A 20,956-nucleotide genomic window follows, 5' to 3' on the forward strand; every position below is an offset into this window, starting at 1 on the left:
ATTTTACATGTTTTATTATAAATGTATGATAGTTTATACAAGATAAAATTTGGCATACAAGATTGGGTATGAAAAAAACAGCACTTATAATTTCTTTACTGCTTAGCTTTTCTTCTTACACTAAAGCTGATGAGGCACCTCCACGCGCTCAAGCAACAACGACCAACAATGTAATGGCGACAAATACAACCAGCACCATTCGAATTAGTACTCGACCTGAAATTTTAGGTTTATGGGGAATGGAAATTCCTGAAAATAAAAAATGCATCGAATATTATAATTTCCGAGGTTCCAATGAAGTTGTTGTCAACAGTGCCAAAGAGTGGTCAGTAGGACTTTTTGATTATCAACCCTCGCCTGATAATACTTTAGAAAAACCTCCTGCATTGATCATGCAAATTCGCTATGAAAATAACGAAACCGATTGTTCTGGGCGTAAAGAAGACCAAACTGGGGATGTGTCGCAGTATTATGTAAAGTGGATTAATAAAAATACCATGAGTTTTTGTGCGTCAGATAAAGGGGATCAATGTTTTGCCACTTTGCGTAAAGTCTTGCCTTAGGCTTGAGATATATAATTTGAACAGTGCCATGGCTTAAAGATGTTGTGCTGATAGGTCACTGAGTTAAATGATAAATCGATTTTATTGATATTAAAAAACCTCTGATTTACAGAGGTTTTTTGTTAAGCAAAGATCTCAGTTAAGCATCATTTTCATGACCTTGAAGTTGCTTTAATAAATGTTTTTCAAGGTAATGAATATCCATCGCTTGCGAACAGAAGTTCTTATCTTCAAGAATCAAATCTTTATGTAAGGGAATATTGGTTTTAATCCCAGTTAAGATCATTTCATCTAAAGCTTGTTTCATTCGGGCAATCGCGGTATCGCGATCTTTACCATAAGAAATCAATTTTGCAATCATTGAATCATAATATGGTGGGATGCTATAACCTTGATAGATATGAGAATCTAAACGAATACCTGCACCACCTGGTGCATAGAATGATTCAATTTTACCCGGTGAAGGTAAGAAGGTGGATGGATCTTCGGCATTGATACGACATTCAATGGCATGACCTTCGATCTTAATATCTTCTTGTTGAAGATTAAGACCTAGACCAGCTGCAATACGCAATTGCTGTTCAATAATATCTACACCTGTGACTTGTTCAGTCACAGGATGCTCAACTTGAACACGTGTATTCATTTCAATGAAGAAGAATTCGCCATCTTCAAATAAGAATTCAAAGGTACCAGCACCACGGTATTGCATTAATTTACAAGCATTTACACATGCTTCTAAAATATGGGCGCGTGCTTCTTCTGGTAGACCAGGTGCAGGTGCTTCTTCAAGGACTTTTTGATGTCGACGTTGTAACGAACAATCACGGTCATATAAATGAATTGCTTGACCATTACCATCTGCCAAAACCTGAACTTCAACATGACGAGGTTTTTGTAGAAAACGTTCCATATAAACGGTATCGTCGCCAAACCACATTTCTGCATCACGCTGTGCAGCTTGAACAGATTCGAGTAGGGTGTCTACACGTTCAACAATACGCATACCACGACCACCACCACCTGAAGCAGCTTTGACGATCAATGGAAAGCCAATTTCTTTTGCTTCAGCCAAAGCATTGTTTGGCGTCACTGCATGTGCAGAACCTGGAACTGTTGGTACACCTGCTTTACGCATCGCCGTAATCGCTGAAACTTTATTGCCCATTAGGCGAATGTGTTCAGGACGTGGACCAATAAAGATAAAACCTGAACTTTCTACAATTTCAGCAAATTCAGCATTTTCAGATAAAAAACCATAACCGGGATGGATTGCATCTGCACCAGTAATTTCTGCAGCTGTAATAATGGCAGGAATATTTAAGTAACTTTCACTACTTGCACCCGGACCAATACATACGGCTTCATCACAAAAACGTAAATGCATTAAATCTTTGTCAGCATCAGAATAGATTCCGACTGTTTTAATCCCTAAAGTTTTGCAAGCGCGAGTGATGCGTAGCGCAATCTCACCTCGGTTTGCAATTAAAACTTTTTGCAACATATCAACCCCCGAGGTATTACGCGCGGTAGCGGAATAAAGGTTGACCGAACTGGATTACATCACCATTTTTTACAAGAATTTCTTCAACTACACCACTTTGAGTTGCTTCAATTGGGTTCATAATTTTCATTGCTTCGATGATACCTAAAGTCTCACCCGCAGAAACAGTTTGACCAACATTGACAAATGGAGCTTCGCCAGGACTTGGTGCAGAATAGAACACGCCGACCATAGGTGAGGTTTCTACAGCACCACGAGAGGCAGCTTTAACTACTGGTGCTTCAGCAGCTGGGAGTGCAACAGGTGCTACACCAGCAGCAACCACAGGATTACGACGAGTTAAAGCAATCGATTGATCGCCTTCTTTCACTTCAATTGCTTGAAGATCAGATTCGATCATCAAATCGATGAGCTTTTTAATTTTGCGAATATCCATGGGTTCGTATTCCTAAATTATGATTGAGTTGAAGATTGAATTTTGTCGATAGCGTAATCAAGTGCAAAAGAATAGCCTTTAGCACCAAGACCACAAATTACGCCAACGGCTTTATCTGATAAATAAGAATGATGTCTAAATGCTTCACGTGCATGAACATTAGAAAGATGTACTTCAATAAAAGGGATGGCGACACCTAAAAGGGCATCACGTACAGCAACGGAAGTATGTGTAAGTGCGGCAGGATTAATAATAATAATTTTGACGCCGTCTTGTTGTGCTTGATGAATACGATCCACCACTGCACCTTCCCAATTGCTTTGAAAAGTATCTAAAGTAATATTGGCTTGCTGAGCTTGCGTTAGGAGTTGTTGGTTAATGTCATCCAATGTGAGGTGACCATAGACCTCTGGTTCGCGCTTTCCTAGCAAGTTTAAGTTTGGTCCGTGAATGACCAAAATGGTCGAACTCATTGAGACTGCTCCAATTCAAAAGTTGCAAAAATCTTTGCAAGATGTCTGCAAAGTTTGCATATTATGGCATGTTTTTCCACAAATACTTTATATTTTCTTTGAATCGTCGCGGAAATGCTGTGCCTTGTACGGCATATATAATGTAAATTTTGTCGTTAAATGGCAATGTTAAAATATGACATTTTCATGCATTGTTTTAAAGTGATTCCATTCTAAACTGAGTGACCAAAACTATTCATTTGATTTGTGTAACAGCCATATGACTATCATCAATACATAAGATATCACTCCAGCGTGTCGTATAACTTGGAGAGCGATTTTGTTGACGCATTTTCCATGTTTCACTACTGGAATGGTAACCCACTTGAATACAATCAGGACCAAAGCGTTGCTTCATATTGGACAGCGTATCCATGAGTTGATCACGTTGCTGAATAAAGTCTACGGGATGCCATAAGTCATTGATGTGTTGGCTTTTGTGATGAAGGGCAGAAAGCATCACTGCGACTTTTACATACTTGATATTTTCTTTAAATAAAACATCTATTTGCTGCAATGCTGCCTTAGTTAAAGTCATCAAATCATCTGTTGCATATGGCAAGCCTGAAACACTGCTTTGGGCTTTTTTATAAGGTGCCTGAGGAATTTTTTCATACAAAGAGACATGCACAACTGCACAGAGTTGTTGCTGTCGAGTAAGGCGTTGATGTGCTCGATTAACATGAAAAATAATCGCCTGTTTGATGATTTCAACATTGGTTAATGCTGAAGCAAAACTTCGAGAAGAAAGAATCCGTTTAGAGGGCATTTCAGGATCGTCTAAAGCAATGCAGGATTGACCTTTTAGCTCACGAATAGTACGTGCAATGACCACTGAGAACTCTCGTGCTAGGTAGTGTTCATTGGCAAAAGTTAAGTCATAGCAATTATAAATATTATATGCTTGTAACCGTTTGCTGGTTTTACGTCCAATGCTCCACACCTCAGCTACATTGGTTTCGAGAAGCAAAGCTTCAAAGCTACATAAATCTAAGCCAGTCAAATCGCAAACATTCTCAAATCCATGCCGTTTTTTTGCAAAACTATTGGCAAGCTTGGCTTGCGTCTTACTATAACCAATGCCAATACAACACGGTAAACCTAACCATTTTTGAATAGTTTTCACCAATCTGCGGCAATATTCTTCTAAGTCAAATAAGTCTCGATAAGAGCTTAAATTAATAAAGCATTCATCTATTGAATAGGGTTCTAGATCATCCTCTTTAAAAAAGGTTTTAAGTGTTTTAAAAAAACGTTCTGAGAAATCGCCATATAAAGCATAGTTGCTTGAATAGGCGATAACACCTGCTTTTTTCGCTGCTTTTTCAACTTCATGCCAAGGAACAGCCATATCTATATTTAATGCTTTGGCTTCATTACTGCGTGAAACAACACAGCCATCATTATTACTTAATACGACGACAGGTTTATTGTTTAAGCTTGGATTGAATATCCGCTCACAACTGACATAACAATTGTTGATGTCGATTAAAGCAAAAATTTGTTCACTCATGATGATTTTGAAAAAGTTACAAATTCAAGTGAAATATTAAAAGATGTTTAAAATAAATTCAAATTTAAATTGGTGTGGATAGCTTGAATTTCACAGCATAAAAGTTTTGCTATTCAGTAGATCAAGAAAGCGCTTTGTAAGGATTGTTGTGCTTCATCGTGGTTTAAGTAATCCACGTAAAAAGCTTCAGCCTCGAAGTTATTCTTTTACAACATGAATCTCATATAGGGCGTTACGATGTCGAAAAATGAAACATCTATACGCTTGTTTCTAATGATAAGCGCGTTAAATTAACAGTTGTCGTCGATTTGTACGGCATATCCCAACATGTAAAAAGGATGGATATGAAAATGGCTAATCAACACAACCAGCAACAAAATCAGCAGAATGACCCACAACGTCAACCTAACCAATCTAATCAACAGCAAAAGCAACAAAGTCAGCAGGACCAACAGAAGCAGCAAAATCAGCAATCAAATCAACAGGCTCAACATAATCAACAAAGTCAGAATAAAGCTCAGCAAAAGTAGCATTCAGACTTAATTTACGGAATAAATAAAAGTACAGCGCCTCAATTAAGGATTGAGGCGCTGTACTTGTGTTTGGTAGTAGATGAGTAGGTTTTCTAATTCGACTTAAATACAGATTTGAGCTGATCTTTCACCTTATGAACATTGTTGTAGAGCACGATTAAAAAGCTGACTAGGGTGGTTTATTAAGTTAGGGCATTGATTAAATTGCGCAAAATTAAGTAGTTCATCATTGAGTGCATTGAGAAAGTGATCATGATCTATATGTTTATTTTTAAAGCAATGATCTTCTAAATGCAGATTCAATACTTCAAATTCCTTTTTGGTTCGATGTGCTTTACAGTCGATACGCCCCACCATTTGATCAGCATATAAAATAGGTAAACAAAAATATCCAAATTGTCGCTTAGTTGAGGTTACATAACATTCTAAACGATAATCAAAGTGGAACAGTGTATTTAGACGTTCTCGGTGTATGACAAGATTGTCAAAAGGGGACAGAATTTTAACTTTTAATTCAATCTGAGCTTTGCGTTCTAAAGCATCTGTTTTAATATAAATATTTGAACTTTCTTTATCGGTATCACCTAACTGAGATAAGCGGATGATCACGCCTGCATCCAGTTGTTCCTTGACTATTTTACGCATTGCTTCGCGAATTTGACTGCCGACTTTAAGATGCAGTAATTGTTTCCAGGTAAATATACCGTGCGCTCTCAGCGTAGTATTAAATAAATAGCGTGCATATTCTTCTAGCGTCGGCATGGTTAAGTTGAGCTGGCTAGGGAGACAACGCTCAGTCAGGTTATAGACCTTTTCCATCCCATTTCGTTCGCATATCATCAAATCGCCTTGCATAAACAATTGATCGATTGAACGACGTGCTGAACTGGAGTTCCACCATCCCCCTGAGTTTAGTCGATTGCCTTGCTCGATATGACGTAAACGAATGCTACCTTCAGCGCGAGTCTTTGCTAAAATTTCTTTCATCAAATGTTGATCACCCCGATTAAAGTAGCGATGTTCGCCATTTCGTACTGATGTCATATGAGGAAGCGCATAGCGATAATCTTGAATCGGTAAATAAGATGCTGCATGGAACCAATATTCAAAAATATGTTGTTGTTGTACCAGTTGATTTAGATGATTGGGCTGATAGTCTGGAACTCGACTCCATAAGATATGATGGTGAGCACGTTCGACGACTGAAATCGTGTCAATTTGCACATAACCTAGATGTTGAATTGTTTGAAGTGTTCCAGATAAGCCTAAACCAAATGCAGGTTGAGAAATTAAACCTTGATGCGAAAGTGCTAAACGTCTCAATAATTCAGTCATATCATTTAATTTCCATGCAAATCAATCCTAGATAAGGAAGGGGTAGCTTTAATTTAATTAGGTAGCAAAATCAATTTTGCAGTTTATTTGAGTTTTTTCAAAATACAGGTCACAACGCCCCAAATCATAATCTGCTCTTCACTATGCGGATGAATATCGGGGAAATCTGGATTTTCCGCTTTAAGCCAAATGTCATATGCGCCCGTGGATAATTTTTTATGCATAAATCGTTTAACGGTAAATTCATTATTGATTAATGCCAATACTACATCACCATGTTCAGCATCTAGACTACGATCAATCAGAATTTCATCACCAATTTCAATTCCCGCATTTTTCATCGATAAAGAATTAACTTTTAAAATAAACGTTGCAATAGGGTTATGAATCAAGTGTTCATTTAGATCAATTTTCTTTTCAGTATAGTCCTGTGCTGGAGAGGGAAAACCTGCAGCAACAGTTTCAAGCGGATAGGGGATTTCTATTTTAAGATGTGGGTGAAAAAAATATAAGTTTTGAGCGGATATTTCATCTTTGATGATCATGTCCTGTTGAGTGGTTCGAGATCTCGGATATGCTTTGAGGTCAACGAGTCCAGACTTTGTCTGTGAATATTGCTGCATTATGTTTGACCTCGAATGATCCAATTTGAATATGTTACAAAATCAAGTTTAGCAAATTATTTATTTTTTGCAATGCTGTCTATCGTTTGAACAGCATGTGAATTTAGTTGTGATTGTCAAACTGTCAGCTTACAATCTCACAAAATCAGGTTGTTTGAGAATAGATATGTTGCAAGATTTTGTAGAAGAACAAAAATTGGTCTGTGAAGAGTTTGATTCACGTTATATCAAAGTCAATGAAACAGATCTGGTTGCAATTGCCAAACACACTTTAAATAAAGAACCGATTGTGGGTTTACGTAAACAACCCGATGCTGAAAATGTTTCGTGGTTTATTTATGGGGGAGAGTTAGAAGAAGGTGAGGACTTCTTTGATGTCATTAGTGTAAAAGAATTAGAAGACGTTTTTCCAGATGCAATCCCTTATTTAGCTTTGGAGCAAGGCTTTCGTTTTATGATTGATGCAGATGATTATGAGGATGTTTGGAAAGCTGATGTCATATAAATGAAAAGGCGTGCTTATGAAGCATAAGTTTATTTTGCAGTTATTGGTGATGACGGGTATTGGATTAATGACATCAGTTTTTGCTAAAGACCAGACGCAAAAACTTACACAAGATGAATATAACCAGCGTATTCAAAATTATACTGCTCAAGTCAATGCAACCAAACAGATTCTAGATGATGAAATAATGGGAAACCAAGACCCGGATCAACAGAGAAAAGCTTTTTGTTCTCGTTTAGAAGCATATCAAGGGATTGCACAAATTTCTCAAGAAAATTTGCAATTGGATACAGCAAACATGATGTTAATGATTGCCAATGATTTCTTGGACCGACAAAAGCAGAGCATGCAAATTTCAGGAGTGGCACTGGAAAAATTTTGTTTGGTTGAAAAATAAACAAAAATATCCTTTAAATTTTATTTTGTCAGGAAATGACATTTAATTGGCTGAAAATGACAAGGAAATTTTTTAGAAATCATGAATAATAAAGGCATTAAAACATGATGATAGTTGATTTTCCCTGGTCTTTGATTCATCTTGTTTTAATCGTCAATTTCGCGATTGATGTATCCTAAACTCGCTTTATTGCGAGTTTTTTTTATGGGGAAAATAAAACTAATATTCGAAGTAAATCGATCTGATAAAGATGAAAAGTAGTTTATTGATGGCTGTAAAGTATTCAATAAAATAAAGCAATATTGTGTAATTCCGCCCATTAAAAATGCCAGACTCAAGCGATGAATGAAAAAAAGTAAACTTTATTGTTAATTAAAATTAATTTTTTATTTTATTTCACATCTGATATAAATTTAGATGTAACAAAAAGAAAGTTAACTTAAATCATTACAGTAAACCAATTTGGATCTATTGAATGAAAACTCGATTTACCTATCCATTAGCATGAGTTTCATGAAAGGATTTCTATGAAAACAATTCGATTATCACCTTCGCTAACTTTAGCACTGGTACAGGCGCGTGAAGCCACCAAAACCTATTTTCGTCCTGCTTTAAATGAGATGGGCTTAACTGAGCAACAATGGCGGGTGATTTGTACGCTCTATCAATACGATGAGCTTGAGAACAACCACTTGGCAGAATTAACCTGTATTTTAAGACCAAGTTTAACAGGCATCGTCAATCGTATGGCTGAGCAGAATTTAATTATCAAAAGTAAGGATTTACATGACCAACGAGTGAGCTTAATCAAACTTACCCAAGCAGGTCGAAATTATTTTGAAAGCCAAGCTTTAAAAATGGAAGAGTCCTATAAAAATATTAAAGAACAATATGGTGCTGAAAAGATCCAACAATTAATGGAGTTGTTGCATGATTTATCAAAAATAAAATCCAATTGAAAGCTATGAAATTATTTTAAAATCAGTTGTTTGGATTAAAGACCTTAAAGTATATTCGGTTGAAGGCATTCATTTGGATATAATATAAAAGTGTAATGTAGCATGCTATGTTGAATATATTACACAGTTTAAGTTCTTAATAAGCTTTAGATCATGCGCTGAAAATTTTAAGCAATGCCCAACAATGATATAAGCAGAACATCCATGTCATGCCAGCAAGATCAAAGTGAGTGATTGGTAAGGGGTGTCCATAACCCAGAGCAAGAATAAGGTAATGCTTTGTTTGCTGCGTAAGTTGCAGTGAAAGACTCGCGTTTTTTGCTGCTTGGTCATTTCCTTGCAAAACGGTATTTCTCATCATTTAGAATGACTAAATGTCGTACTTCGAGGCTACTATCGCCTAAAAAATATCTGGTCGCAAATATAGACAAATTGTTAACAGCCTCTATAAGGACTCATTGAATAATTTCTGAATATCTTTAGGTGCACCTTGTTGGCTCTGGATTTCACCTGAGGCATCTTTCCAAACCATTGCTGGTGTGGCATAAAAACCGTACTTATCCATCAGTTTAGTATTGGCATCCAATTTGTCAGATAGCGCTTTTGGTAGATTTTTCATTTCAACCAATTTGTTTTTACCATTACTTAGATTGTACTGTTTAAAAATTTCAGCAGGATTTGCACTATTTAAAATCGTTGCTGCTTGCCCTTTACTACTTGGGCGAATCACACCAACCATAATATGACGTAATTGTACTTTTCCAGATGCAACAAATGGACGTGCTTGTTGCCAAAAGGTATGACAGTAGGGACAGTTAGGATCATTAAACACATAGACAATTTTTTTAGCGTTTGTATCACCATCTTGAATCCAAGTAGATTTTTCTAAGCTTTTCCAAATCTCATCGAGGACTGCACCTTTAACATGCGTATTAATCGCTTGTTCAGTTAAATTTTTTCCAGATGCATCAAAAAGATCGCCCACAATATAGTGTTTTTGATCTTTGGCTATAAATAAGGTAGATGGATATTCGTCTTTATAGCCTGTCCAACCTTCCATACCTTCAGGGGCATCAATCTTTTTAACGAAGTTATAACCTTCTTTTTCAAGTTTATTTTTGAGAAAATCAGCATCTGCGGCAAAAAGTGAGCCACTTAAGACCAAACTCAACGAGTAAATACCGAGTGTTTTTAAATCTATCATTAAGAAACTCCTTATGTTGAAAACTCATCATGACAAAATCAGTGATGTTGACATCATTTAATCCGAAACTAAGTTTTGAATTTTTTGATGTAAGGCAGCATGGGTAATTTCTCCCATATGTGTATCGATTAATTTGCCTTGTGCATCGAAAAATAAAGTGCTGGGTAAACCAAACATTCCCATTTTTTGAGCAGTTGAACCATTTGTATCCAATAAAACTTCATCTAGTTGCAGTGAGTGTTGTTGCAGATAGTTTTGCACAGTTACCGTATCTTCATTTTGATTAATAAAGATTAATTTCACATTGGGATATTTTTTCTGTGCTGCACTTAATACGGGCATTTCACGTCTACATGGTGGACACCAACTTGCCCATAGATTAATCACAGTCGGTTTTCCTAAATATTTTGTGAGTTTGATAGGTTGCTGTTGTAAATTCAGTAGTTGAACGTCAGGAAATTGTTGATATTGCAGTTGTATTTGTCGATAAGTGTAATGAGCTGAAACACTCAGTAAACTAAATATTGTGAGTAGCAATAGGATAAAACTTTTTTTCAGCAAGCGATTTTTCCATATGATCCAGAGAAAAGCTGCAATAACGCCTAAATAAAGATTAAATCCTTTGTCTTGAATTTTGATGATTTCAATAGGATGATCTAAGTAAACCTCTAAATTCAATAATACAAAGCCTATACGTGCACATAACACACCAAGCCAAATCCCAGTCCAAATCGAATCTTTAAAAGTTGACCACTGTGAAGTTTCTAGCTCAAAGTAACGATAAGTCAACTTTCCTACGATGACGCTGACTAAGATGGCGACCATCAAGATCGTCAGCGTCCAAGGTAACATGAATGGACCGAGATGAATGGCTTGTAGGGTTATCATGGTCATTGTGCTTTCAAGATTTCTTGCACTTGTGCTGTTTGTTTGAGCAATTGTTGTGCTGAGAAAGTTCCAGTGAAGCGCAATTCACGAATTTCTTCAGCATGATGATTCAAGAACAACATCGTTGGTGGACCTAATATTTCGCATTGTTTTAAAATAATGTCCTGTGAGACATTATATTCGGTTAAATCTAACTGAATCAGTGTGAAATTCTTTAATGCATCCTGTACGTCGACACGTGGAAAAACCTCTTTTTCAATGGGTTGGCATGCCACACACCAATCTGCATAAACATCTATAATAATCGGTTTATTTTGCTGTTTTGCTTGAACCAAAGCACTTTCAAGTTGTTCAGCGGTAGTGACTTTCTTCCAGACCAAATGTTCGGATTGACTATGTTGAATTTGATAAGCAGTATAACCTTGTTGAATGTTCCAAAGTCCCGCAAAAAGACTCAGTACGGCAATCACTGCAAGTATGGCTTTATTGACAACTTTTTCACTATCTCGCAAGGCAATAAATAAGTAGATTGCTAGCGCGATACACAATAGAGCGAAAATTGCAGCATAAACCGTAGAAGGTAGCATTGGACGAATAAAGTACAACGCAACCATAAGCATCACAAAGCCAAAGCTGACTTTGATTCGATCCATCCATTTTCCTGGTTTTGGTAATAATTTAGAACCGAATACACTGGCAATAAATAAAGGTACGCCGATACCTAGACCTAGAATAAATAGATAGAGACCACCTAAAGCAGCATTTTGGGTTTGTGAAACAAATAATAATGCACCAGCCAGCGGAGCACTCATGCAAGGACCCACAATCAGTGCGGATAAAGCACCCATCACCACAGCACCTAAAATTGTGCCCGCTTTTTGATTGTTTTGTAAATTGCTGAGTTTATTGGTTATAAATTGCGGTAAATTGAGCTGATATAAACCAAATAAATTCAATGCCAATATGACAAATAACACAGCAAATAATGAAACAATCCAAGGGCTTTGGAACCAGCGTTGAAAACTATAACCGATCTCAGCAACTATAATTCCCATAATGGCGTAAATGACCGCCATACTCACCACAAAGGAGAGAGCAATTACTACCGCTTTGTAGCCTTTAGCCCGTTGAATAATGATGCCTGAAAGAATCGGAATGAGAGGCAGTGAGCAGGGTAAAAAAGCTAGCAAAATTCCTAGACCAAAAAACACTAATAAATTCAAAAACAATGAATCTTTTGATAAAAGTTTAAAAAATGATTGATCATCATTCCACTGTAATGACGTTGTATGGTCATTTGTTGAGGGGGTGGCATTTAGGGGTGAAGAATTGGATTTATTTGTAATGACAGCACTTGAACTCAGTACTTGGTTAGGATCTACACTAGCCTCAGTGGATTGATCTTGATTAATATTTTTTTGTACATTCGTTGTCGTTGCTATAGTTGAATTTTTTTCTGCATTATCTGCATTCGATGTTGGGATTTTTGCACGATCAGAATCATTTTTAATATTTTTATCTAGAGATGGAGCGGTTTCAGATTGGCTCAACAAGGAATTATTTGTACGGCTGCTCAGCATGTTTTTAGATGCAGTATTGTTTTGAGGCAATAAGCCATCTGCATCTGTAGCAATATTTTTTCTTTGTAGTGGATAACATAAACCATCAGCGGAGCAACCTTGGTACATTACTACATATTGAGTGTTGGGTTTAACCTGAATAGTGGTGCTTACACTCTCATAGTGAACTTCAGTTTTACCAAAGGTTGGATCATCTTTAATATGTCCTTTTGGTAAGCTAAATGGTACTGCTTTATTATTTACAGTGACCTTGAATTGATCATGATAGAGATAATAATGAGGTGCAATCGTCCAATTCAATTGGGCTTTGTTTTCTGAAAGTGATTCTGCTGAAAATTGAAAAGCTTGATCTGGAGATAAAAATTCAGGATTTGCATGGGTGAACGTGCTAAGTCCTAACCAAGTAAAACAGCACACACTGAACAATGTTCGCAACTTCATAATGACATATCTTTGTTTCGTTTAAAGCCATTATCCATAATTTCAGATTAAGAAAGCATTATTCTGCGTGTTTCTTTGTAAAAATATCGTTTAAAAGCAATCGATACCTTGTCGATTTAAGCTTTGCTGTGTATTTGGATCTAGATGATCAATTCTCTCAAATCTTGTTGGGCGACGATCATTTTTAGCGGTATAGTTGATTGTATAGAACATCGCACCTTGATAAATCACTTCATAAGTTCCTGACAATTGATTATTGATGACTTCTTTATAAAAATAATGAAATTCGCTTGGTCTGCCTGTTGCTGTATCTATTGCATCATAATGAGAAAACTTCAAATTAATCTTTTTTAAATATGGATAATATTGAATCGTTTTGATCTCAGGAAACTCCTCAGCAGAAACCAGCAAAATATTTTTCTGATGCTCTGTTTTAAAGCAAAAGTATGATGCTGTCGCTTGTGCAGATGCAGATATATTCAAGAGATATAAAGTGATCATAAATAGCCTAAGCATTTTAATATTTTTCCTATATGTTGATATTGCTTATTGTTCATTAATTTTCCAGCGATTGCTCTTGTCTAAACAGGGTTATAGCTTCTGATAACAAGTGTATATGTCCATTATCCAATTTTTATATCTACTATCGAATCGTGATTTTAACTCAAAAACTAAAAACCATGATTGGGTTCAATCGAATTCACTGTATTGGTACACCAATCGATGTGCTCAGATAAGAGACTTCTTTGCTTGGTCTAAAATAAGTATTTAGTTTTCCCCATAATAGAAATCATTTTTAAATGCACCTAGCAAACAATGCTATTCAAGAATGCTATTTTTGTATAAATAAAGGGCATCTCGTACGTTTTTTGCATTCATTTGCTTTGAAACGATTGAAATTAATTTCAACTACACCCATATATAAATGAATAAACAATACAGACAAATTGTGAAATTTGAAGCATGATCAAATTCACAACACTACGTCTAAACTCAACAATAGGATTAGGACATCATATGAATATTGCGGCAAACCCCATCGTTGAAGCAGATCAAACCATATACTTAAAAGATTATCAGAAACCATCCTATGTTGTAGATTCTATTCATCTGGATATTCAAGTTTATGATGACCATACTGATGTAAGTTCAAAATTAGTAATGAAACGCCAAGCAGTCGGCGATTTAGTCTTGCTGGGGCGTGATTTAGAATTAAAATCAATTAAAATTAATGGTAAGCCACTTACAGAAAGTGAGTATAAGTTGGATTCAGAACAGCTCGTTATCAGCAATGCGCCAGAACAGGCAATTGTTGAAACGGTTGTCATTATTCATCCTGAAACCAATACACAGCTAGAAGGACTGTATCTCGCTGGTACTGATTTATTTGTGACCCAAAATGAGCCAGAGGGATTCCGAAAAATTACCTTCTATCCAGACCGTCCAGATGTATTGTCTGTTTTTACCACACGTGTAGAGGCTGACAAAAAATATCCAGTACTTTTGGCAAATGGTAATTTGATTGAAGCAGGTGAAACTGGTGAAGATCGTCATTATACAATTTGGCAAGATCCTACTAAAAAACCCGCTTACTTATTTGCTTGTGTGATCGGTGATCTCGCAGTATTAAAAGATCGTTATACGACTTCAGAAGGTCGGGATGTTGCTTTAGAAATCTATGCAGAAGAGAAGGACATTCCAAAATGCCATATTGCAATGGAAGCACTCAAGCATTCTATGCGTTGGGATGAGGAACATTATGGGCGAGCTTATGATTTAGACAATTATATGATTGTTGCCACCAGTCAATTCAATATGGGGGCAATGGAGAATAAAGGTCTGAATATTTTCAATACTTCATGTGTGCTTGCGGATGAAGAATATACGACAGATGCAGCGATTATGCGTGTGCAATCTGTGATTGCGCATGAATATTTCCATAACTGGACAGGTAACCGTATTACTTGTCGTGATTGGTTCCAATTGTGTCTCAAAGAAGGTTTAACGGTTTTCCGTGATCAGTCTTTCTCTGAAGATCTTCAATCTGCCGCGGTACAACGAATTGATGATGTTGCTGTTTTGAAAGCGCATCAATTTCCAGAAGATGCGGGTCCATTGTCTCATCCACCACGCCCAGATCATTTTGTAGAGATCAACAATTTTTACACAGCAACAGTGTATGAGAAAGGTGCTGAAATCAATCGTATGATGTCCACTTTATTGGGTAAAGAAAAATTCCGCAAAGGTACAGATGAGTACTTTCGCCGTCATGACGGGCAAGCGGTGACAGTTGAAGATTGGGTTGCTGCATTGACAGCAGGTTCAGGGGTAGATTTATCAGCATTCCTCATTTGGTATAATCAACCAGGAACACCAAAACTTGAAGCCAAAGGTGAGTATGATGCCGTTGCTCAAACTTACCGTTTAAGTTTTAAACAAAGTTTAAAACCCCACGCTAAATATCCAAATTTAAAAGCGGTGCCTATTCCTGTTGCTTTGGCATTATTTAATGCGCAGACAGGAGCGCAATATACCCTGAAATCAGATGCTCTATTTGAAAATGATGTGAAAGATGGTGTGTATTTGTTTGATCAAGCAGAAGCGAGCATTGAGTTTACAGGAATAACTGAAAAGCCAATTGCTTCTTTGTTGCGTAATTTCTCTGCACCAGTAAATCTCGAATTTAATTATTCAGATGCAGAGCTGGCATTCTTACTGCAATACGAAACCAATGGTTTTAATCAATGGCAAGCGACACAAACTTTACTTGAACGTATTTTGCTCAATGGTCACGATGCCCAAATTTATGTAGACGCAATACAACAAACTTTGCCGAATGTAATTGAAAAAGATCCGTTATTGGCATCTCGTTTGTTTGATGTACCTACAGAAGGTTACTTAGGAAGTCGCATTGATCAAGATTATAATCCATTGATTGTCAATGAAGCGCGTGAAGCACTTTTAAATCAATTGGCGAAAGTATTGGGTCGTTTTGCCAAAGACACTTATTTGTCACTTGATCCCGATTCACAACATGAATTTTCACAAGCGATGGGTGTCCGTGCTTTGAAAAATATTATGTTGAGTTTAATGGCACGACAAGGCGATCGTGAGGTTTTTGATTTGGCTTATGCTCAATATGAAAACTCAATGAATATGTCGGAACGTTTGGGTGCATTGAAAGTTTTAGTTTGGAATGATGCTCCTCAAGCCAAAGCAGCTTTACAAGACTTTTATACACGTTTTAAAGATGAGGATTTGTCATTGGATCAATGGTTTATGATTCAAGCTGCGCATCCAAAAGCAACTGCTGAAACAATCAAATATTTAACTTCACATGTAGACTATGATTTGGGTACACCAAACCGTATACGTTCAGTGAGCGGTGGTTTAAATGCTAATCCTGTAAATACATGGAGTTTTGGTGTTCAACATTTTGTTGAATTGGCGAAATACTTAGATGAGAAAAACCCAATCGTCGGTTCTCGTTTATTACAAGTATTGACACGCTGGTATACTTTGGCTGAACCACAACGCAGTGAAGTGAAAGCATCACTAGAGGCGTTAAAATCTCAAGTGAAATCAAAAAATGTCAGTGAGACACTAAACAGTATGTTGAGTGTTTAATTTACCATTAAAAATATTGCTATCCCTTTGATCTCAGGGGGATAGCTTAGTTTAAATGAAGAACTACATTGGTCATTCATCACTAAAGACTAATGGCACTCTCATTATGAATATCTTCCAGCCAATCATTTAAGTCCAAATCATTGGTAAAACAGTGTTCTTGATCTATTTTGAATACTAAAAGCGAATCATGGATACTGATAATACTGGTTAAGTGTTGACGAATGATTGTTGCATCATAATGGGTATGTATGAGCCAAGTTGAAGGGTTAACTCGAATCGAAGCATCATAGTCACAGATCAGTTTATGAACTTCCTCAAAATGATGTTGATGAGAAGAATTCAAAATAATTAAATAATTCATATTCACAACCTCCATAAAAGAGATCAAAACAAATAACTTTTATTATGTAATGTGATAAATATCACGATTTATTCAATCTAGCACCAATCAACGAGGATGGCTGAAAAAATGTCGGACAATTTAGAGCAGTTTTATTGAAAGTTACTTTTATGTTTTAAATCTGATTAATCCTTGTCTAAATTATGTTACATAAAAACAGAATCAAAATTTTAAAATCTAGCTAAACTGAGATACACTTAACTTTAATTTATTTAAATAGTTGGCTCATCACATTATGAGCTTTTTCACCTTTTTTATGATTGTATGAAAATTTGAGGCGGTAAAATGTTGGTTAAAATAGAAGATGGTTTTTATCTAAACTCTCTACATATTATTGCAGTGCATGTTTCGAAGAATATGATTACACAAGATTTTTCGATTGATATTAAATATACACCCCATAGTCAAAAGGCGAATGGAACGTATCATAAAAAATGTCAAAGCAAAGCAGAGGCAGACTTGTTTTTGCAAAGTTTGCATCAACAAATTGCTAAAATTTAACAGTAAGTTTTGTTGATTTCGACATATATTAAAACAGCAAGAAAAGCGTTTAAATCTAGGTTATATTGCCATCAATATATTTAAACTCATCAACGCTATGGTGAGTGATCGTTTTGAGTTTAATATGCTTAGATTTAATATTCTTATCTGTGCAATATCTTTATTCACACTTTCTGCTTGTCAAAATGTACAGAAAAGTAGCAAAGTCATCGCGCGAGTATTTGATACATCAACACATTTTCAACAATTGTTGATGGATAAACATGCACCTGAACAGGTAGTTGTACATCATAATATTGCTTATCAAACAACGCCAAGATTAAATTTTGATCTCTATCAGCCTGAGAACATTAAACAGTCAACACCACGACCAACCATTGTTTGGATTCATGGTGGTGGTTGGATCTCTGGTGCTAAAGACAACGCAAGAGGTTATTTTAAATTACTCGCAGCTCAAGGCTATAATGTGGTGTCAGTAGAGTATCAGTTTGCACCTGAAGCCATTTATCCCACTCAACTCAATCAAATTAATCAAGCCTTACAATTTATTCAGCTAAATGCCAAACAATATGCAATTGATGCAAACCAATTATTTTTAGCAGGGGATTCTGCAGGTGCGAACTTAGCCAGCCATTATGCAGCCTTACTCACAAATGTTGATTATGCAAAGCAATCTTCATTTATCCCACTCATTCGACCATCCCAAGTAAAGGGTTTAATTTTGCATTGTGGAATTTATGACATGAATGCGTTTGTGGATACAGCACCAGAAGAAATTAAATTGATCGAATGGGGTGTCAATACACTTGTTGAAGCGTATACCGGAAATCAAAAAAATAATGCTGACTATTTAAAGGCATTATCACCAATTCATTATTTGACAGCCCATTATCCACCTGTTTTTATCAGTGGTGGCAATAAAGATTTCTTGACGGAAACACAGTCCATCCCATTTGTGAATGCGTTGCAAGAAAAGAAAATTCCTGTAAATGCTGTGTTTTATCCAGAATCCAAAGAATGGTTGGTGCATGAATATCAATTCTTTTTAGGAAAACAAGCCAGCCAACAGACCTTTTTAAAAACCTTAGATTTTTTGAAGAATAATACTCATTTACAGAAATGAACTTAAAAAAATTCCCTTTTTAAATGGAACTGTCATAAAACAGTGTTATAAAAAATTAAAGTGTTCGCGGGGAATTAAAGATGGAAATTAGTGTTAAGCAGATTAATAAGCGTATTGAAGAATTTCAGCAGTCTGGAAAGCAAGCGGAAACTCTAAAGATTGGATATAAAACTTATGCGAAGTTGATGAATGAAGATAAATTTGCTGATGCACTGAAAAAAGATGTCAATGATCCAATGATTCGTTACTACAAAGATATAAAAATTAAATTAGTCACTGAAAAGCATCACTTCGAAGTCAAATAAAGGGTTTTAGAGATCGATCACTCAGGGAAGAGTGTAATATTCATGAAAAAAACTCATTTATAGTTTAAAACAATAGATTTAAGCAGCAATATCTTAATTTTTATACGATTAAAATCCTTGTTGTGGTTTTATCATCACAGATCATTATGAAAAATTGCTTATCTTATTAGTCAATAAACCCCTCCAAGATATATTGTTGAAATATATAATATGATTAAGTATTTAATTTATTTAATTTTTTACCAAAGGGTAAAGTGGTTGACCTATTTGCTATTAAGTATTACTAATTAAAGTTAAAATATCTGCATAATATCCACTTTTTGTATAAAAATTTTAATCAGTATAGAATAAAATGAAAATAAGTAATGATTATTGAATAAAAACAATTATATGATGAAGTTTATCATTCGAAAAAGATGACTTAAACCTTTATTTCTCAAATAAAAATTGTGCAAGTTCACAGAAATATGAAGAAAATATGTATTTTGAGTTTTAATCATACTTAATGATCTTACAAATTGTGACAAAATATATTAGAATAACAAAGTGTTTTATTTTGTGACGAAGAAAAATGGAAATTCTTAATTTTATAAAAAGTTTCAATACCTTAAATACTTATCTAATTTTAGCGATAACGGTTTTGATCTTTATCATTTCATTTTTTTATTTTATCAATCCGATCTAAGTTGAAAAAGTAAAAAAAGAAAAGGTGGAAAAAATGGATATTCCACCTTTTTTTATAAAAAATATAATTAAACAAAGAGATAGAGAAATAGCATAGCACAAAACTTCAACATTTTTTCATGGCTTGATATTTGAACTTTTCATTAAAATTATATAGCATACCAACCATTCGGTATCTTTTTTGGTTCAAACGATGAACTCAATCCTGTTTGCTTATATTTTGTTGGCGATTGCAATTATTGCAGAAGTTACAGGTTCTACTTTTTTGGTCAAATCACAAGGTTTTACCAAACTTGCCCCAAGCTTATTGGTGGTCCTGTTTTACGTCATTTCCTTTTATTTACTTTCACAAGTGATTAAAACCATACCTTTAGGTATTGCTTATGCAATATGGGCAGGTGTTGGAATCATTCTTACCGCTTTGGTCGGTTATTTTATTTTCAAACAGAGTTTGGATATTGCTGCAATTATCGGTATTGGGTTAATTATTTCAGGTGTATTGGTGATTAACTTGTTTTCAACTTCTGCAGGGCACTAAGCGAGCAGTGGGTAGGATAGTGTGAATATTGGTAAAACTACAACAAATCCTTATCAGCGTAAAAAAGATCCTGAGCGCGTTAAAAAAAGTATTATCGAAAATGCGATGTATTTGGCGGCAGAAAGAGGTGTAAATGGGATTTCAATTCAGGCGGTTGCAACTCAGTCTGGTATTACAAAAGGTGGTGTGTTTCATCATTTTGCCAACAAACAGATCCTTATTGAAGCAATGCTTGAAGCTTTAATTCAACAACTTGACGAACGAATCAGTGTGGTGATGAAAAAGGATGCTATTCAATATGGTCGATTTACGCGTGCTTATATTGATGTCACTTTAAGTTCAGAATTTGGTGTAGATACGTTGTGGAGTGCTTTAAGCATGACAGTAATGACAGATAAATCCTTTAGCGATAAGTGGGATTGTTGGTTGGCACAAAGATTATTACAACATGCTGATACAGACCATTCAATTGAATTGAAAATCTTACGCTATGCAGCAGACGGGCTTTGGTTTATTGAAAGTTTAGTGCCAAAAAAACAAGATGATTATATGGAAGTAAAAAAAGAATTGTTAGCTAGAACTTATTTGGAAGATGAGCGGAAAGTTCATGTGAAATAAAATATTTGTAAGTTGATGAAGTTAAAATATTATTTTTTTGACCAATAAAATCAATACGATGAATTTGTTGCTGAATGGCATAAAGTATTTATTGCCACGCTTTTTATGAAATGTCGAAATAGATCTGCGTAGGTGATGCCCCGCATAACATGGTGACATTCTTG

Annotated in this window: 22 protein-coding genes; 11 read left to right on the top strand and 11 right to left on the bottom strand. The window is 35.6% G+C overall.

The annotated features are described in order from the left end of the window. Window positions 1-68 precede the first annotated feature (68 nt). Window positions 69-563 (top strand): hypothetical protein, encoded by a 495-nt coding sequence (locus TOL5_RS09680; RefSeq protein WP_004830501.1) that lies wholly within the window; start codon window positions 69-71, stop codon window positions 561-563. Window positions 564-702: 139 nt separating this feature from the next. Here TOL5_RS09680 and accC read toward each other — a convergent pair whose 3' ends face one another. From accC to TOL5_RS09700, 4 genes are all read right to left on the bottom strand, one after another. Further along, complete coding sequence (gene accC, locus TOL5_RS09685; protein ID WP_005031915.1) at window positions 703-2,067, bottom strand: acetyl-CoA carboxylase biotin carboxylase subunit; 1,365 nt, start codon at window positions 2,065-2,067, stop codon at window positions 703-705. Window positions 2,068-2,083: 16 nt separating this feature from the next. Continuing rightward, on the bottom strand, window positions 2,084-2,503 hold the full coding sequence (gene accB, locus TOL5_RS09690; RefSeq protein WP_004830503.1) for an acetyl-CoA carboxylase biotin carboxyl carrier protein: 420 nt from the start codon (window positions 2,501-2,503) through the stop codon (window positions 2,084-2,086). Between the two features lie 17 nt (window positions 2,504-2,520). Then, entirely contained in the window at window positions 2,521-2,976 is a 456-nt protein-coding gene (gene aroQ / locus TOL5_RS09695; protein ID WP_004830504.1) for a type II 3-dehydroquinate dehydratase, read from the bottom strand. A gap of 235 nt (window positions 2,977-3,211) precedes the next feature. After that, entirely contained in the window at window positions 3,212-4,528 is a 1,317-nt protein-coding gene (locus TOL5_RS09700; RefSeq protein ID WP_100885350.1) for a Y-family DNA polymerase, read from the bottom strand. Window positions 4,529-4,878: 350 nt separating this feature from the next. Between TOL5_RS09700 and TOL5_RS09705 the strand changes: the two genes are divergently transcribed. Continuing rightward, window positions 4,879-5,058 (top strand): hypothetical protein, encoded by a 180-nt coding sequence (locus TOL5_RS09705; protein ID WP_174761299.1) that lies wholly within the window; start codon window positions 4,879-4,881, stop codon window positions 5,056-5,058. 135 nt (window positions 5,059-5,193) lie between these two features. Here TOL5_RS09705 and TOL5_RS09710 read toward each other — a convergent pair whose 3' ends face one another. Next, window positions 5,194-6,396, bottom strand: coding sequence for a winged helix-turn-helix domain-containing protein (locus tag TOL5_RS09710; RefSeq protein ID WP_151781264.1), 1,203 nt, complete (start codon window positions 6,394-6,396; stop codon window positions 5,194-5,196). A gap of 83 nt (window positions 6,397-6,479) precedes the next feature. Beyond that, entirely contained in the window at window positions 6,480-7,019 is a 540-nt protein-coding gene (locus tag TOL5_RS09715; protein WP_005031908.1) for a LexA family protein, read from the bottom strand. A 166-nt stretch (window positions 7,020-7,185) separates the two neighbouring features. Here TOL5_RS09715 and TOL5_RS09720 point away from each other — a divergent pair, with 166 nt between their 5' ends. The 3 genes from TOL5_RS09720 to hpaR all read left to right on the top strand — a co-directional run bounded on the left by TOL5_RS09720 (window position 7,186) and on the right by hpaR (window position 8,880). After that, a complete protein-coding gene (locus tag TOL5_RS09720; RefSeq protein WP_004830510.1) occupies window positions 7,186-7,524 on the top strand; it encodes a hypothetical protein in 339 nt (112 codons plus the stop codon). Between the two features lie 16 nt (window positions 7,525-7,540). Further along, on the top strand, window positions 7,541-7,921 hold the full coding sequence (locus tag TOL5_RS09725; RefSeq protein WP_042088646.1) for a hypothetical protein: 381 nt from the start codon (window positions 7,541-7,543) through the stop codon (window positions 7,919-7,921). A 527-nt stretch (window positions 7,922-8,448) separates the two neighbouring features. Further along, window positions 8,449-8,880, top strand: a complete 432-nt coding sequence (hpaR, locus tag TOL5_RS09730; RefSeq protein ID WP_004830512.1) for a homoprotocatechuate degradation operon regulator HpaR — start codon at window positions 8,449-8,451, stop codon at window positions 8,878-8,880. 445 nt (window positions 8,881-9,325) lie between these two features. On the opposite strand, the gene dsbG is transcribed toward hpaR, so the two are convergent. From dsbG to TOL5_RS09750, 4 genes are all read right to left on the bottom strand, one after another. Beyond that, a complete protein-coding gene (dsbG, locus tag TOL5_RS09735) occupies window positions 9,326-10,084 on the bottom strand; it encodes a thiol:disulfide interchange protein DsbG (RefSeq protein WP_121775201.1) in 759 nt (252 codons plus the stop codon). Between the two features lie 57 nt (window positions 10,085-10,141). Beyond that, window positions 10,142-10,978, bottom strand: coding sequence for a TlpA disulfide reductase family protein (locus TOL5_RS09740; RefSeq protein WP_121775200.1), 837 nt, complete (start codon window positions 10,976-10,978; stop codon window positions 10,142-10,144). Then, on the bottom strand, window positions 10,975-12,993 hold the full coding sequence (dsbD, locus tag TOL5_RS09745; protein ID WP_151781263.1) for a protein-disulfide reductase DsbD: 2,019 nt from the start codon (window positions 12,991-12,993) through the stop codon (window positions 10,975-10,977). The genes TOL5_RS09740 and dsbD overlap by 4 nt, the downstream gene beginning before the upstream one ends. A 90-nt stretch (window positions 12,994-13,083) precedes the next feature. Beyond that, window positions 13,084-13,494, bottom strand: coding sequence for a hypothetical protein (locus TOL5_RS09750; protein WP_227544083.1), 411 nt, complete (start codon window positions 13,492-13,494; stop codon window positions 13,084-13,086). A gap of 516 nt (window positions 13,495-14,010) precedes the next feature. Between TOL5_RS09750 and pepN the strand changes: the two genes are divergently transcribed. After that, entirely contained in the window at window positions 14,011-16,620 is a 2,610-nt protein-coding gene (gene pepN, locus TOL5_RS09755; RefSeq protein WP_121775197.1) for an aminopeptidase N, read from the top strand. Window positions 16,621-16,702: 82 nt separating this feature from the next. Here the strand turns inward: pepN and TOL5_RS09760 are convergent, their stop codons facing one another. Next, the gene (locus TOL5_RS09760) at window positions 16,703-16,984 is read right to left on the bottom strand and encodes a hypothetical protein (protein WP_121775196.1); all 282 of its coding nucleotides are present in this window, start codon (window positions 16,982-16,984) and stop codon (window positions 16,703-16,705) included. Window positions 16,985-17,308: 324 nt separating this feature from the next. Here TOL5_RS09760 and TOL5_RS09765 point away from each other — a divergent pair, with 324 nt between their 5' ends. From TOL5_RS09765 to TOL5_RS09785, 5 genes are all read left to right on the top strand, one after another. After that, complete coding sequence (locus TOL5_RS09765; protein ID WP_004830520.1) at window positions 17,309-17,524, top strand: hypothetical protein; 216 nt, start codon at window positions 17,309-17,311, stop codon at window positions 17,522-17,524. 124 nt (window positions 17,525-17,648) lie between these two features. Beyond that, the gene (locus tag TOL5_RS09770; RefSeq protein WP_171496537.1) at window positions 17,649-18,647 is read left to right on the top strand and encodes an alpha/beta hydrolase; all 999 of its coding nucleotides are present in this window, start codon (window positions 17,649-17,651) and stop codon (window positions 18,645-18,647) included. Window positions 18,648-18,727: 80 nt separating this feature from the next. Next, complete coding sequence (locus TOL5_RS09775; RefSeq protein WP_004830522.1) at window positions 18,728-18,952, top strand: hypothetical protein; 225 nt, start codon at window positions 18,728-18,730, stop codon at window positions 18,950-18,952. Window positions 18,953-19,841: 889 nt separating this feature from the next. Next, on the top strand, window positions 19,842-20,174 hold the full coding sequence (locus TOL5_RS09780) for a DMT family transporter (RefSeq protein WP_370469257.1): 333 nt from the start codon (window positions 19,842-19,844) through the stop codon (window positions 20,172-20,174). A gap of 21 nt (window positions 20,175-20,195) precedes the next feature. Beyond that, on the top strand, window positions 20,196-20,792 hold the full coding sequence (locus tag TOL5_RS09785; RefSeq protein ID WP_151779414.1) for a TetR/AcrR family transcriptional regulator: 597 nt from the start codon (window positions 20,196-20,198) through the stop codon (window positions 20,790-20,792). Window positions 20,793-20,956: the final 164 nt, after the last annotated feature.

It is taken from the genome of Acinetobacter sp. Tol 5, from assembly GCF_019702905.1.
GTDB lineage: Bacteria > Pseudomonadota > Gammaproteobacteria > Pseudomonadales > Moraxellaceae > Acinetobacter > Acinetobacter bereziniae.

Coding starts and splice junctions, on each gene's coding strand:
- TOL5_RS09680 (WP_004830501.1), top strand. CDS start 69: ATGAAAAAAACAGCACTTATAATTTCTTTACTGCTTAGCTTTTCTTCT.
- accC (WP_005031915.1), bottom strand. CDS start 2,067: ATGTTGCAAAAAGTTTTAATTGCAAACCGAGGTGAGATTGCGCTACGC.
- accB (WP_004830503.1), bottom strand. CDS start 2,503: ATGGATATTCGCAAAATTAAAAAGCTCATCGATTTGATGATCGAATCT.
- aroQ (WP_004830504.1), bottom strand. CDS start 2,976: ATGAGTTCGACCATTTTGGTCATTCACGGACCAAACTTAAACTTGCTA.
- TOL5_RS09700 (WP_100885350.1), bottom strand. CDS start 4,528: ATGAGTGAACAAATTTTTGCTTTAATCGACATCAACAATTGTTATGTC.
- TOL5_RS09705 (WP_174761299.1), top strand. CDS start 4,879: ATGGCTAATCAACACAACCAGCAACAAAATCAGCAGAATGACCCACAA.
- TOL5_RS09710 (WP_151781264.1), bottom strand. CDS start 6,396: ATGACTGAATTATTGAGACGTTTAGCACTTTCGCATCAAGGTTTAATT.
- TOL5_RS09715 (WP_005031908.1), bottom strand. CDS start 7,019: ATGCAGCAATATTCACAGACAAAGTCTGGACTCGTTGACCTCAAAGCA.
- TOL5_RS09720 (WP_004830510.1), top strand. CDS start 7,186: ATGTTGCAAGATTTTGTAGAAGAACAAAAATTGGTCTGTGAAGAGTTT.
- TOL5_RS09725 (WP_042088646.1), top strand. CDS start 7,541: ATGAAGCATAAGTTTATTTTGCAGTTATTGGTGATGACGGGTATTGGA.
- hpaR (WP_004830512.1), top strand. CDS start 8,449: ATGAAAACAATTCGATTATCACCTTCGCTAACTTTAGCACTGGTACAG.
- dsbG (WP_121775201.1), bottom strand. CDS start 10,084: ATGATAGATTTAAAAACACTCGGTATTTACTCGTTGAGTTTGGTCTTA.
- TOL5_RS09740 (WP_121775200.1), bottom strand. CDS start 10,978: ATGACCATGATAACCCTACAAGCCATTCATCTCGGTCCATTCATGTTA.
- dsbD (WP_151781263.1), bottom strand. CDS start 12,993: ATGAAGTTGCGAACATTGTTCAGTGTGTGCTGTTTTACTTGGTTAGGA.
- TOL5_RS09750 (WP_227544083.1), bottom strand. CDS start 13,494: ATGATCACTTTATATCTCTTGAATATATCTGCATCTGCACAAGCGACA.
- pepN (WP_121775197.1), top strand. CDS start 14,011: ATGAATATTGCGGCAAACCCCATCGTTGAAGCAGATCAAACCATATAC.
- TOL5_RS09760 (WP_121775196.1), bottom strand. CDS start 16,984: ATGAATTATTTAATTATTTTGAATTCTTCTCATCAACATCATTTTGAG.
- TOL5_RS09765 (WP_004830520.1), top strand. CDS start 17,309: ATGTTGGTTAAAATAGAAGATGGTTTTTATCTAAACTCTCTACATATT.
- TOL5_RS09770 (WP_171496537.1), top strand. CDS start 17,649: ATGCTTAGATTTAATATTCTTATCTGTGCAATATCTTTATTCACACTT.
- TOL5_RS09775 (WP_004830522.1), top strand. CDS start 18,728: ATGGAAATTAGTGTTAAGCAGATTAATAAGCGTATTGAAGAATTTCAG.